At 38.1% G+C, this 14,400-nt stretch carries 11 protein-coding genes; 5 read left to right on the top strand and 6 right to left on the bottom strand.

The window, feature by feature from the left end:
- From SFC47_RS20860 to SFC47_RS20850, 3 genes are read left to right on the top strand one after another with little or no spacing between them, the layout of a single operon-like run.
- A complete protein-coding gene (locus tag SFC47_RS20860) occupies positions 1–1,482 on the top strand; it encodes a spore germination protein (RefSeq protein WP_411256417.1) in 1,482 nt (493 codons plus the stop codon).
- Between the two features lie 11 nt (positions 1,483–1,493).
- Positions 1,494–2,594, top strand: a complete 1,101-nt coding sequence (locus tag SFC47_RS20855) for a GerAB/ArcD/ProY family transporter (RefSeq protein WP_411256416.1) — start codon at positions 1,494–1,496, stop codon at positions 2,592–2,594.
- The gene (locus tag SFC47_RS20850; protein ID WP_411256415.1) at positions 2,578–3,657 is read left to right on the top strand and encodes a Ger(x)C family spore germination protein; all 1,080 of its coding nucleotides are present in this window, start codon (positions 2,578–2,580) and stop codon (positions 3,655–3,657) included. Before SFC47_RS20855 ends, SFC47_RS20850 begins: the two co-directional genes overlap by 17 nt.
- A 58-nt stretch (positions 3,658–3,715) precedes the next feature.
- On the opposite strand, the gene SFC47_RS20845 is transcribed toward SFC47_RS20850, so the two are convergent.
- A complete protein-coding gene (locus SFC47_RS20845; protein WP_411256414.1) occupies positions 3,716–4,549 on the bottom strand; it encodes a TetR/AcrR family transcriptional regulator in 834 nt (277 codons plus the stop codon).
- Between the two features lie 100 nt (positions 4,550–4,649).
- On the opposite strand from SFC47_RS20845, the gene SFC47_RS20840 reads away from it, so the two are divergent.
- The gene (locus SFC47_RS20840) at positions 4,650–7,733 is read left to right on the top strand and encodes an efflux RND transporter permease subunit (protein WP_411256458.1); all 3,084 of its coding nucleotides are present in this window, start codon (positions 4,650–4,652) and stop codon (positions 7,731–7,733) included.
- Between the two features lie 95 nt (positions 7,734–7,828).
- On the opposite strand, the gene SFC47_RS20835 is transcribed toward SFC47_RS20840, so the two are convergent.
- Positions 7,829–8,917 carry a glycoside hydrolase family 172 protein gene (locus tag SFC47_RS20835; protein WP_486348380.1) on the bottom strand — a complete coding sequence of 363 codons (1,089 nt, stop codon included), beginning with the start codon at positions 8,915–8,917 and terminating at the stop codon, positions 7,829–7,831.
- A 226-nt stretch (positions 8,918–9,143) separates the two neighbouring features.
- On the opposite strand from SFC47_RS20835, the gene SFC47_RS20830 reads away from it, so the two are divergent.
- Positions 9,144–10,019, top strand: coding sequence for a helix-turn-helix domain-containing protein (locus SFC47_RS20830; protein ID WP_411256412.1), 876 nt, complete (start codon positions 9,144–9,146; stop codon positions 10,017–10,019).
- A 122-nt stretch (positions 10,020–10,141) separates the two neighbouring features.
- On the opposite strand, the gene SFC47_RS20825 is transcribed toward SFC47_RS20830, so the two are convergent.
- From SFC47_RS20825 to SFC47_RS20810, 4 genes are all read right to left on the bottom strand, one after another.
- Positions 10,142–10,672 (bottom strand): YehS family protein, encoded by a 531-nt coding sequence (locus tag SFC47_RS20825; RefSeq protein ID WP_411256411.1) that lies wholly within the window; start codon positions 10,670–10,672, stop codon positions 10,142–10,144.
- 53 nt (positions 10,673–10,725) lie between these two features.
- Positions 10,726–11,433: a M48 family metallopeptidase gene (locus SFC47_RS20820; RefSeq protein ID WP_411256410.1), complete on the bottom strand. Its 708-nt coding sequence runs from the start codon at positions 11,431–11,433 to the stop codon at positions 10,726–10,728.
- Between the two features lie 180 nt (positions 11,434–11,613).
- Positions 11,614–12,960 carry an SLC13 family permease gene (locus SFC47_RS20815; RefSeq protein WP_411256409.1) on the bottom strand — a complete coding sequence of 449 codons (1,347 nt, stop codon included), beginning with the start codon at positions 12,958–12,960 and terminating at the stop codon, positions 11,614–11,616.
- Between the two features lie 74 nt (positions 12,961–13,034).
- Complete coding sequence (locus SFC47_RS20810) at positions 13,035–14,399, bottom strand: MmgE/PrpD family protein (RefSeq protein WP_411256408.1); 1,365 nt, start codon at positions 14,397–14,399, stop codon at positions 13,035–13,037.
- Position 14,400 lies beyond the last annotated feature (1 nt).

The raw sequence follows: 14,400 nt of genomic DNA, 5'->3' as shown, positions 1-14,400 counted from the left end.
ATGTTTAATCTTTTTAAAAACAAGAATTCAGATAGAGATAATTTAGAACAGCATTTAGCAAAATCCGATGATTTTAAATGCATCGAATATACTAATAATAAAACAAACATTTCCTTTACCCTTAAATTCCTTGCTACCCTTGTTGATGAGAAAACCATCCAAGAAAGTGTCCTTCCCTATTTATTAGAAGAAAACTTCAAACAAATCGAAGATGTTAAACAAATTATTCCACTTGCTGATGTACAAGTTTCTGAGGACATCTCACTAATAGAACAAAAGCTCTTTAATGGTTCTATTCTTTTGAACGTCAATGGAAAGGAAAATAAGTTTTGTTTCTTGGGAGCCAAGAAAGAAATCGGACGTAATGTAAGTTTGCCAGAGGTTGAATTCAGTGTAATCGGACCTAAGGAATCTTTTGTTGAATCCATTGACCAGAATTTAAACCTTATCCGAAAAAGAATTCCTGTTAAAGAATTAATCATGGAAAAGTTAACGGTTGGGTCGCTTTCTAAGACGAAAATAGCCATCCTTTACATCGATGGTATTACGAATCCTGAAAATATAAATACAGTCAGGCAGCGGATTAAAGATATAGAATTTGATGAAATCACTGACAGCTCTTATATTGTACAAATTATTTCTGATAATCAAAATTCTCCTTTTCCACAGCTATTGGATACAGAACGGCCAGACCGAATTTCTGCCATTCTTGCTGAAGGCAAAGTTGCGATTTTTGTAGATGGATCTCCTCATGCTTTAATCGGACCTACTACACTTGTTGAGTTTTTCAGCTCATTTGAGGATTATTATTTGAACTGGATTCTATCCTCCTTTTTCCGTCTGATTCGATTGTTTGCTGTTTTGTTCTCAGTTTTGGTTACACCAGTATATGTGGCAACACTTAGCTATCATTATGAATTAATCCCGCAAGACTTAATGGGTACCTTAGTAGCTTCCCGAAGGGCCATACCATTTCCTCCTATCCTGGAAGCATTATTTCTTGAGTTAACCATTGAACTGTTACGTGAGGCTGGGGCTAGATTGCCGACAAAGGTTGGTCAGACTATCGGTATCGTAGGCGGGATTGTAATTGGAACGGCAAGTGTTGAGGCAGGCCTGACGAGTAACATCCTTTTAATTTTCATTGCCTTGGCAGCCCTTGCATCCTTTACGACACCTGTTTATAGGATAGGCAATACAATCCGCTTGCTTCGATTTCCTTTTTTACTATTTGCCGAGTTATGGGGTTTACTAGGAATAGTGGTATGCTTTTGTTTTTTATTGACCCATCTTCTTCGTCTAACTTCATTAGGCAGACCATATTTAGAGCCTTTGTATCCGCCAAGATGGACAGACTTTAAAGATGCTTTAATACGGCTGTCATTTGACAAACTAAGAAAGCGCCCCTTCCTGCTTGAAACAGAGCAGCCAAATAAATTTCATAGAAAGCCTGCAAAAAGCAAGAAAGATATCGAAGAATAGAGGTTCCGCTCATGAATTCAAATGTTCCAGAAAAGAGAAAAATATCTCCTTTCCTCCTATTTTTCCTTATACATTCCATGCAGGTAGGAGTTGGGATTCTAGGATTCCAAAGAATTATTGCTGAATCCGCAGGATATGATGCCTGGATGTCCATTATCTTAACAGGGTTAATGGTTCATATCATTTTATGGATGATGTTTAAAATGTTAAAGATAGCAGACGGGGATTTGACTTCTATTCATACCTTTGTTTTTGGAAAAAAAGTTGGAAAGATTCTTAGTTCGATTTTTATTCTATACTTTTGTTTATTTAGCGTAACGGTTTTGCGGAGTTATATAGAGATTGTTCAAGTCTGGATGTTTCCAGAGCTAGAAACTTTTTGGTTTGCATTTGCCTTTCTATTATTAGTGATTTATATAACATATGGCGGCTTTAGAACAGTAACAGGAATCGCCTTTTTCTCAGTAATCTTACCTTTTTACATCGCTTTGTTGTTTGTTATTATCATTCCGTATTCAGACTATACGAATTTGCTGCCCATTTTTGATCATTCGGTTAAGGAGCTTCTCCTCGCCAGTCGTGATATGTCATTTACTGTTATAGGATTTGAAACCTTATTATTTTATTACCCTTTTATCCAAAAGCCAGAAAAAAGTGAAAAGTGGGCTCATTTCGGTGCATTATTTACCACCCTTTTTTACACCTATCTAGCTGTTCTTGCTTATGGATATTTTTCAGAGGCACAATTGCAAAAAAATGTGTGGCCAACCTTAGCGATGTGGAAAGTGATTACATTGCCATTCGTTGAGCGTTTTGAATATATTGGCATCGCGAATTGGAGTTTAGTCATATTACCGAATATATGTATTTGCGTATGGTGTGCAAGTCGATTAACGAAACAGCTTACTTCCATTCGCCAGAAAACTTCTGTTCCTTTCATTGCAATTCTATGTTTAATCGCCACCAGTTTGATCTCAACAAGGGAACAAATTAACATTCTGACAGATACCACAGCAAAGGTAGGTTTTTACTTCAATATCATATACGTTCCGTTATTGTTTTGCGGTACGTTAATAGCAAAGAAGGTGAGAAATCGTGGGACACCTATGTAAGCTAATAGCATCTGTATTCATCGTCTTCAGTTTGACCGGCTGTGTAAAAAAAGAGATATTGGATGACATTAGCCTAATCGAAGGAATTGGCTTTGACTATATTGATGAAAAAAACATCCTTGGCACAGTAGTCATTCCGGTTTACTTACCTGATGAAGCACCTAGAAACAACATCTATTCAGCAAAAGCAGAAATAAAGAAATCAATTCTTCAGGATATCCAGCAGCAAACCGCAGATCCAATTGTTACTGGAAGCCTTTCTGTCGTCTTATTTAGTAAGAAGTTAACTGAAAAAGTGGGGATTCTACCACTGGTTGACCCTTTTCAAAGGGATCCAGGAGTTGGGTCAGGTCTCTATTTAGCAGTGGTTGACGGAGAAACAAAGGAACTACTGGGCGGACAATATGGGGTAAGAGGGAATGCTACTTACATCTCTAAGTTAATGGAACATAACATCAAGCATGAGGATTTGCCAAAAACAAATCTACAGCTGTTTCTGGCCGATTTTTATCAGGAAGGGAAAACTCCCTATATACCGCAGCTAAAGAAAATCGGAAAGGATAAAATGAAAATCAATGGGATATCCCTGCTCAAATACGGAAAAATAGTTGATTTCATACCATCGGAAGAAATGTTTTTTTTCAAGCTGCTAGTTGACAAATACAGTGAAGGTCTACATAAGGTCGAAATAGAGAGCGGCGGCGAAGCAGCAGTCAGAAGCATACATTCTTCCCACAAATATACTTTGACAAAAAGAGAACCAACTGAAATCACCATAGAAATCGAAGTGGACGGAATCATTAATGAGTTTACCGGCCAAGAACTTACACCAAAAAAGATTCATGAATTACAACAGCAATTCAGAGAGGATATTCAGAAAGAATGCCTTAAGTTGATACAACGTTTTAAAGATAAAGAAATAGATCCGGTAGGATTCGGTCACTTTGTAAAAACACAGACCAGGAATTTTGATGTCAAGAAATGGAGAGAAAATCACTACAAAGACCTTGTAGTAAAAATTAAGACAGATGTCAAAATTTCAGAATCTGGTGTTATTGAATAAAGAAAAAGCAAGTAGACTTGTCAAATGTGAGACTAAGTCTACTTGCTTCTCTTTAACTCTAGCTATTAAAAAAACGATCCAGTAAATATGATATCCATTTAGTTTGGGGATGATTTCGGATATTTTGGAGTAATCCCTTAATAATTGCCCTGCTAAATGTTAATTCATGTAACTGCTCTTTTAATAATACCAAAGTTTCCTTTTCTACTGACTCTTCCATTTCTTTTATTTCTTGATCAATTAGTTTTTGAATCTGTTCTTTTGTTAAATCCTCTAATGCCGGCTCTTCCAACACCTCAATAAGGCCTTTTGAAATAAATGGAACGGTAGAATTTCTAGCAAGCAGATTTGTTTTTTCTACCAGTGATTTTGATAATAAATCCAAATCTAATGGTATGTTATAGAACAAAAACAGCTGAGAATACATACTCATAAAGCCTTTGATGCAAAACACTAAGTCATATTTTATCTCTTTTACTCTATCTTCTCTATACAAAATCTCTACCATCGAAAGAATACTTTTATCCATTAGTCTCTCATAGTAACGCATTTTTACGATGAAATCTTCATTAAATGAACGAGATTGCTCTTTGATTAGTATTTTCCCAAAATCAGAATGCTTTTGAAATGAATTAAATACCGCATAATAAAATTGATAGAGAAGATTTTCCTCATCTTTTGCACTTCTGACTAGATAGTCAACTTCCGAAGTGAATTGAATCATAAAGTGATCGATTATCTCTATTATTAATTCATCTTTTGACTTAAAAGACAGATAAAAAGCACCTTTTGAAATGCCGCAATGTTCTGTGATCTGCTGTACAGATGTGGCTTCAAACCCCTGCTTCGCAAAGAGTTCGATCGCCTTTTCCATGATTAATTGTTTTTTCATCTTCTATTGTTCACTCCTAGGTTCAATCATTGACAGATGACCGGTTAGTCAGTATTATAAGTAAATGGGTTCGATAAGTCAATTAAGGGTAGGTGTAAGTGTGAAAGGTTTAGTTAACTTTGTTCTAGGAAACAAATTAGCAGTATGGTTACTTACCATCATTATTACGGTATCTGGTATATATTCAGGTACTAAAATGAATATGGAGACTATACCAAATATTTCAATTCCATACTTAATGGTAATGGACGTATATCCCGGAGCAACTCCAGAGCAGGTAATGGAGGATGTCTCCAAGCCTTTAGAGAAAGCAATAGAAAACCTCAAGGGTGTAAAATCGGTTTATTCCAATTCCAATGCTAACATGTCTAGTATTCAAGTTGAATATGAATACGGTGAAGATATGGACGAAGCAAATCGTGCATTAAAATCCGCATTAGAGGCCGTCAAGCTGCCAGAGAATGCACAAGAACCAATTATTACTGCAATCAGCATGAATATGATGCCGGTTGTTGCACTTAGTGTAAGCAGTACAAAAGAGGATATCGTTGAATTAACTTCAACTGTTGAGGATGTTATCCTCCCGAAAATCGAGAAAATTGATGGAGTTGCCTCTGCAACCATAACAGGTCAACATATAGAAGAAGTTCAGCTAACGTATAACGATGCAAAAATGGCTGAATATGGTTTAAAAGAAGATACTGTTAAGCAAATGATTCAAGCAAGTGACCTAGCGGTTTCATTAGGTCTCTATGAATTTGAAGAAGGCGAGCAGGCTGTAGCAATAGATGGAAAGTTCATGACCGCAGATGAATTAAAGGAAATGCTGATTCCTGTAACGCCATCACAAACACAGCCTTTGCCATTTGTGAAGCTTAGCGATATCGCTGAAATAGAAGTAATTGGTAAAGTACAATCGATTTCACGAACAAATGGTGAAGATGCGATTGCGATTCAAATCGTTAAAGGTCAAGAAGCGAACACTGTCGACGTTGTCAACAGTGTGAAAGATTTAATCAAGGAACAAAAAGAAAAAATTGATGGTCTGGTAGTTGAAGTTTCTCTCGACCAAGGCGAACCCATTGAAGAATCTGTTAAAACAATGGTGGAAAAAGCATTATTTGGCGGTTTAATCGCTGTATTAATCATACTTTTATTCCTTCGTGATTTTAAATCAACAATTATCTCGATCGTGTCGATTCCAGTTTCAATTTTCATGGCATTAATGATTTTAAACTGGATGGAAATCACGCTTAATATTATGACTCTTGGTGCCATTACAGTTGCAATCGGCCGGGTTATCGATGATTCGATTGTAGTAGTTGAAAATATTTATCGTCGTCTTCATTTAAAAGAAGAAAAACTATCAGGGCGTGCGCTTGTCCGTGAAGCGACCATTGAAATGTTCAAACCTATTCTGTCATCAACCTTAGTAACAGTTGCAGTATTTGCACCTCTGATCTTTGTCGGCGGTATGGTCGGTGAGTTATTCATGCCGTTCGCTCTAACCATGACATTTGCACTCGGCGCTTCTTTGGTTGTTGCGATTACCATCGTACCTGCATTGAGTCACTTCTTATTTAAGAAAAAGTTATATAGTGAGAAAACAGAAAGCAGTCATAAAGAAGTTGGCAAGCTAGCGAACTGGTACAAAGGCATCCTTAGATGGACTCTGAACCATAAAGTCATTACTTCTGCCATTGCTGTTGTTTTATTAGTCGGCAGTTTGGCATTAACCCCAATAATCGGGTTCAGCTTCATGGGCAGTGAAGAAGAAAAAGTTATGTACTTAACATACACACCAAAAGCTGGTGAGTTAAAAGATGAAACCTTAAAGAACGTAGAAGCTGTAGAAGAAGAAATGTTAAAACGTGAAGATATTGATATCGTTCAGATATCTATCACTGAAAGCGGCGATCCGATGGCTGCCATGATGGGCGGCGGCGGAGATGGTGCGTTAATGTACCTTATTTTCGATCCAGAAATGGAAAATTTCCCGGAAGTTCGTGAAGAAATTGAAGAATATGTGTTCAACATTGGTCAATCGGGGGAGTGGAAAAGCCAAAACTTCACTTCTATGTCAATGTCAACAAATGAGGTCAGCTACACGTTCTACAGTGAAGATTTAGATAAACTAAATGAAGCTGTAAAAATGGTAGAAGACGTTTTGAGTAAAAATGACGGCTTAGAAGATGTTTCTTCAAGCGCTGAGGAAGCATACGTTGAATATACATTCAAAGTGGAACAAGATGAATTGCTGCAGTATGGTTTAACAACGGGTCAAATTGTTATGATGTTAAACCCAGCAAAAACCCAAGATGTATTAACAACGGTTGAAAAAGACGGTAACGAATTAGAAGTGATCGTTCAGCAGGAACAAACTGCACAGCCAAAATCAATTGACGATCTATTAGCAGCACAAGTTCCGACAGCACTTGGAACCACAATGCCTCTTTCTGAACTAGTAACAGTGGAAAAAGGTACAACACTAAATACCCTTGCTCGCAGCAAAGGTGAATACTATGCAACGGTTTCAGGGACTATCCTTGATAAGGATATTTCAAAAGCAACAGCTGAAGTAGATAAGGAAATTGATAAATTAGATTTACCGAAGGGTGTTACCATTGGTGTAGCAGGTGTTCAGGCAGATATGACCGAGACATTCACACAGCTTGGTATGGCTATGCTTGCAGCAATTGCAATTGTATACTTTATCCTTGTTGTTACCTTCCGTGAAGGTGTTGCACCGTTTGCGATCCTATTCTCATTACCATTCGCAGTGATTGGTTCGTTTGTTGGTTTATTAATAGCAGACGAAACCATTTCTGTATCCGTCATGATGGGATTATTAATGTTAATTGGTATTGTTGTAACGAATGCGATCGTACTCGTCGACCGAATTATTCACATGGAACGTGATGGTTTGACGATGCGTGAAGCAGTACTAGAAGCGGGAGCAACACGTCTCCGTCCAATTCTAATGACAGCTATCGCTACCATCGGTGCGTTAATTCCATTAGCCATTGGCTCAGGCGGCGGCGGGTTAATATCAAAAGGTCTTGGGATAACCGTAATCGGCGGTTTAGCAAGTTCAACATTATTAACACTCATTGTTGTTCCAATTGTTTATGAAGTATTATCGAAGATTTTTAAGAAGAATCGTAAAGATATTATTGAGGACTAATCTTAAAAACCTGAAAGTGACAAGTCACTTTCAGGTTTTTTTAGTTCCAAACAAACAACGCAACAATCAGCACACAATACTCATGTAACAATAATTTATATTACTTCAAGCTTATCTTTGCCTGGTAAATCTGGCATTAGGGCATGAGGTTCAGCTTGATACCAATAACTTACGGATGCAATATCGTCCTGTAGTGGCAGATATCTCCCCTTCGACCTCCAGCCTAAAGCCTGAATTGTAACTTTTAGATCTTCTTCAAATCGAATTGGATCCATAATATGCCATCTATACATACCAAATCTTTGCTGTGAACGGTATAATCCATCCGGTTGTGTAACCTGAGGCAAACCTAGAAATGCAGTAGAATATGATCCATACTGACCTTGTGGATGTTCAAAATTCCAAGCCCCTCCGAAATAATCCTCTGTTCCTGTGCCAACTATGGTAGGGTATTCATCACCATCAAGATAAAATTTAATCTCCCCTTCTCCCCACCAGCCATTATTGTTTACTTGCCACGCTAGATAGGTACCTACATAATGACCTTGACCTTTAACTCCATCTAGGATTGTATACACCTCTTTATATTTCAATGGATTTTCCCTTCTCCATTGCGCATGGAAATAGGCCGCATTGTCTGGAACTTCTGTTAACGTATAATCAATTTGGTAATATAAAATAGCATCACCTTCACCAATGTTCTCTATTACTATTTTTGCTGACTTTCTAAATGGCATCTCCCAATAACTGTTAAATCCTCCAGCAGGATTCACAACGATTGGCAGCGAATTCACATTGACCCTTTCACCCCATCCGTTACAGAAGAAATCCCCCATCGGAACATTAACAGATGGATTTTGTTCACCGTCCCAGTAAATTTTAATGATAAGCGTCCTAAAACTTTCTTTTCCAGTAGTCATCCACATATGTTGAATGGCGCCAGAATCATGAATGTCCGCAATGGTAAATTGGCTTTGTGCTTTAATTAATACAGACGGTGAAACCTTCCAGCCAATTCCTAATTCTCTAGCACATTCTTTACCCGTACCCTCCGCAGCCATTCCCCCCTTGCCTTTTTCACCTGTGAAATTTTCAGCACTGATAGATCTACTTTTCGCTGAAGATAGCAAAGAAATGTTATGTAATCCCATTCCTAACCCATTAAATTTTTCCAATTTATTCACTCCTTCTTCAGGGCTCTTTGAATACATTATAGAATCGTTTCGAATAAATTGTCTTTAGCCTATATTTACAACTTTTTAACAATAATTGCTTTTTCTATTTAACAACTATTGTTTTTACTCTATGATTTCGGTTTAATAAAAGAAGAATACTCATATAATTAAGAAAGTTTAATTTTATTATTTTAAATCTTTTTTTAACACAAATTGAAAGGGTTTAACTAATAATATGGAAATTAAAAATCTTACCCCTTACATTCGAGTAGCGATGGACAGCAGAGTAGAATCTAATTTTTATATTAATAGAGTCATTTTTGATCATGAGATTATTTATTTAAAAGAGGGAGAATTATTAGCTATAATTGGCGAGGAGTCTTATCATTGCATTCCAGGTGACATCATTTTCTTAAGACCAAAGCAAAGCCACATAATAAAAGCAATAAATAAATTACCTATTCATCAACCCCATATTCATTTTGATTTTTATTATCAAGATGATAGTCCAGATGTAAAGGTATCTTTCAATCAATTAAATGAACAGTCTGCTGAAGAAATGTCCTGGTTTCGTGATGATATTACACGTTATTATCCTACTCAAATCCCAGCTGTCATAAGGATGAAAAATCCAATTATCGTTGAGAATATATTATTTGAAATGATAAAAGAATTCGATCAAAAGCTGCCTTTCTTTGAACTAAATATCCAAGGGCTTTTTTCACAATTATGGAGTCATTTGTATCGGGAATTACATTATCAAAACAACATTCAAATACAAAAATATTGGGATGACCTGCAAAAGGTAAAAGCCTATTTATCCCACCACATCGACCGGGAAGTCAATCTCAAGGAACTAGAAAAAATAACTAACATAAGTAAATACCACTTACTAAGACTTTTTAAAGAAACCTACAGAGTGACTCCAATTAGGTATCAATTACAGTTAAGAATTGAAAAAGCAAAAGAAATGATTCAATATTCTGATGTACCCATTAATGAGGTCGCATCACAATTTGGTTTTAAATCCATACATACTTTCAGCCGATCCTTCAAGAATATAGAGGGAGTATCCCCAACATTTTATAGGAAAAAAAATAGCATCCACTAGTTAAAAATGAACGATTACAAAGAATTAGTAAAGGCATCCGAATTACAGCATTCGAATGCCTTTTGTCTACAATCTGAAGTGCTAATCTATGTAGTGCAATCCCAACAATACAACCTTTTCTCTCAATTCCTATATTTTAAAGCTAATCCTTTTAAGAAATTTCTAGCATATTTATCTAGGCACTGTTTATAATTCTTATGTCCTTCTTTCCTTAACATTGCGCCTAATTCACCTTTTGTTACTGTAATTCCAGCCTTTTCAAATATATCAAGCATCTCTTCACTTGTTAATGCCAGCGCTATCTTCACTTTCTTTAACAGCATATTGTTGACATTTTCTCTAGTCTTTGATGGCTCTGGATGATCAGCCTGTCCAGGCTTTGGTTCTTGTTTTCCTCTTTTAAACGTAATAAAACCATTCAAAAATGACTCTAACATTCTGTTCGTACATTTTATGTGGTCTTCATCCTCGATCAACTCACCAGCATAGTCATATTCGTCCTCATAGCCATCTTTTGGCTTTGTCAGGATTTTAAGCACATCATCTTTTGTTATATCAATACCGCCAAGTTTAAAGATCTCTGCCATATCTGTATCTTTTATATCCAATGCATACCGTAATCGAATTAATATATCATTATTTTCCATTTTCAATATCCTCCATTGTCCTTGCTATTACCCTAGCACAAGTATATCCGTTTCATTCATTAGACAGTCATTTTCCAGCTAGATAAAGCTAACCAGTTCTCTTGCTCTTCATAATCTGGGATGATTTTACCCACAAGCCGCCAAAAGGAGCGATCATGATTCAGGTGAACCATATGACACATTTCGTGTACCACTACATAGTCGATTACCTGCTGTGGTGCCATCGCCAGTCTCCAATTGAAGGTTAACCGCTGCTTGGAATCACAGGTTCCCCAGTTGGTCTTGTTATCAGTGATAGTGATAGATCGTGGTTTTAATTTAAAGTTACTTTGATAGATTCGAATACTCTTACTAACTAACATTTTGCACTGCTGATAGTAAAATCGTTTTAACGCCTGTTTTATTTTTTCATCTTCAAGCTGTTTCACAACTATATGTAACTTTCCATCTTCAAATACTGCAAAGTCTTGTTGGATATTTATATCTTGAGAAACCTGAATGGGATATTCCTTTCCTAGATAAAGAAAGATTTCTCCATGTTCATAGACCTTTATCTTTGGACCATTCATTCTATCCTGCATTTCATGTAACTTCTCCTGAATCCAATCCCATTTTTCCTCCACCGCTCGAATCACCAGTTCATCTGATATCCCTTTCGGAACGTGAACCTCAATATATCCATTACGATCTATATGAATACTCATAGATGTACGCTTTTTATACCTGATCTCAAAACTTATCGTTTGATCTAAATATGTATGAAACATCCTATCACCTCGGGACCATGGGGACGGTTCTCCTGGTCATAAATTTCAAAAAAAATAAGAGTAGAAGTAATCATTCTACTCTAAAACAATAATGAGTGTAAACAAGAGTACACTTATACTTTTATATAAACCTATATATCAACAATTTCAGTGCTATTGTTTGTAATTCACCAACGAGTTTTATTTGTTAAGACCGACGATAGGCCAGAAGAAAAATGCAAATAGAAGTGTAAGTCCTGACATAAGAATCGTAATCAGCACGCCAAAGTTCCAGAAATTGCGAGATGAGAAGCTGCCCAACTGATACACGAGCATGCTGCCACTCGATTGTGTTGGGAAAAAGTAGCCATTAGAGCAAGCAACGAGGGTGATCATCCCAATCCATTGTGTGTTGTGCGGACTGGTCTGTGCGAACAAGAGTGCAAGAGGCATGAGAGATGCGACCATTGCTGTGTTGTTCGTGAAGCCGATACGAATAACCGTGAAGATGACGAGCATAAAGACCGCTACACTGAACGCAGTCATATTATTTAAGTTTGGCGGCATCATGGTGAACAGCCAGTCCACAACCCCATTTATCCTTAAACCGTCTGCGATTGCAAATCCTGCCGCAAACATAAATATTACACCCCAATCAATTTTGGTCACGGCTTCTTTCCATGAAATAAGACGGAAAAAAAACAAAGCACAAGCAGCAGCAAGTGCACTTATAGCCGGCGTCATACCATGCCAATCAGAGGTCATCCACAAGCCGGCAAGTAGCAAAGCTATTAAAAGTAACTTTTTTTCTGAATCTTTCATCGCCCCAAGCTGCTTCATTTCTGATTTAAAATAAGGAATTAGTTCTTCAGCGTTGTCCCCGCTTGGAACCTTGAAACGTACAACAAGTACACCCCACAGTAAAATAAGTGTTAGTAAACTAATAGGTGCCATCATGAGCAGCCACTGTAGATAGCTCCACTCAAAGTTAAGCATGGATTGAAATAAACCTGCTGCATAGATTGCACCTCCAGATCCCGTTATCACACTCGTCGAGCTGATATATGGAACGAAAACGATAAGCAGATATAGTGCTGGTGCGAATCCTTTTGTACTACGATCCTTGAGTGTCGTTACCAGCCCTGCAGCAATCGGCAGAAGCATGGAAAGGCGACTGAATGCATTAGTCATAAAAAAAGTTAACATAAACCCAAATAACATAAGCATAAAAAGTAGTTGTCTCAGATTTCCGCGGGCCGTCATAAGCATGTAATACGCAATCCGCTTGTCGAGACCATGTCCTGTAAGCGCTGCACTAAAAATGAGCATAGAAAATACAAGCCACACTTCTTTCTGACCGAGGGAAAGAGCAGCTTGATCGAATGTGAGTGCACCAGAGGTACTTAATAGTAATACGACGAGCAAACTCGTGAGCGTAGCGGGGATAACCATCGTGAACCAGAGGATAATTGCAAGCGTAAGAACAGCGAGTACCCTCCATCCATTAGGATTAAGTCCTGCAAGAGACGAAGACGCTGGCAACGTCATCGTCCATACAAACGAACCCGCTGCTAGCGCCGTCATAACCCAAGCTGTATATAGCCGCCAATTGGCATTGCTTCTCACTTATTACCTACACAGTACGGGAGTATTTCATCCTTAAATGAAACTTCCGAGAATCTATAAAAGTTTTCTGTAAGCATTTGTGTTTTGTCTTCACCAAGCACTGGAGTCACAAGGTTCATGAACTTTTTCTTAAGTGCTTCATCTGTCATTGGGTTCTCTAAGGAACCAGTTGCATGGTCGATTTTCACATCAAATTGGCGGCCGTCGTTCGTGTAAAGCACCGCATATGCTTTTTCTTCAGACATGTTCTCGTCTACAATCGTCTTGATTTTAGGACGGAATGAGAGCAGGTCTTCTGAGTTTACCCGGTCGTCTGAATATTGCGTTTCACCTGCATCACCGTCGATAAACGCTGCAGAACAAGTGTGGAAAATCGAGAACTTTCCTTCAAGCCCTGTTGCAGGAGATGGCTTACTTGTTAGTTCCGCAACATATGGGTTAACTGTGATTTGAATTGCTTCGACCTCTTCTGGTTTCGCATATTGGCGAAGTTCGATACATGCATCTATAGCTGGGTGAAGAACGATGCCGCAAGCATAAGGCTTGAATGCATTTTTAAGCGTTTCCCAATTCTCTCCCCAGTTAATGTTCACTTCATCCAAATTGTACTCAGGAGCAGTAACAGCTGCGAACCCGCGCTTAGCTTCAAGCACTTGAACAGAGCTCGTGAAGCCGCGCTTTGCGAGCATGGCTGCGAATAAACCGTTTTGTGCTGCTTTGCCCGGATGGAACGGTTTTGTCATTGTACCGAACATTTCACGAAGACCAAATGCTTGTGTACCAGCAATGCCAAGAGCATATACCATTTGTTCTTCGTCCAAATCAAGAAGAATACCTGCAGCTACCGCAGAGCCAAACACCCCTGCTGAGCTTGTGATATGCCAACCCAAATCATAGTGCGATGGGCATACTGCATTCGCAATGCGGAGTTCTGTTTCTACACCAAGCACGAATGCCCGAATCATATCCTTTTCATTGTACCCGTTGACTTCACCAAGAGCGAATACAACTGGAGCAACTGGTCCCGAAGGGTGATGAATCGTATCCAAGTGAGTATCATCAAAGTCAAAAATATGGGAAGACATCCCGTTGATGAATGTGGCATGAAGTAAGTCAGCACGCTCATTTCGGCCAAGTATTTGAACTTGACCCGCACTTTCAACTGCAGAAGCTACACTAAGAGCCATATCAACGGATTCGTGATTAGACGCGCCGATCGCTACGCCGAGCCAGTTATACATCGAACGGATTCCATGTTCACGTACATTCTGTGGAATATCATCGTAAGTTGTGTTTATGATGTTTCGAGCAAGTTCTTTTGTTAATCCAGTTTGAACGGTTTGTACTGTTTGAACGGTCATT

It is taken from the genome of Neobacillus niacini (assembly GCF_046591715.1).
Lineage (GTDB): Bacteria > Bacillota > Bacilli > Bacillales > Cytobacillaceae > Neobacillus > Neobacillus niacini_L.
Note: the sequence above shows the minus strand (reverse complement) of the source record. Positions and strands in the feature narration are given on the sequence as shown.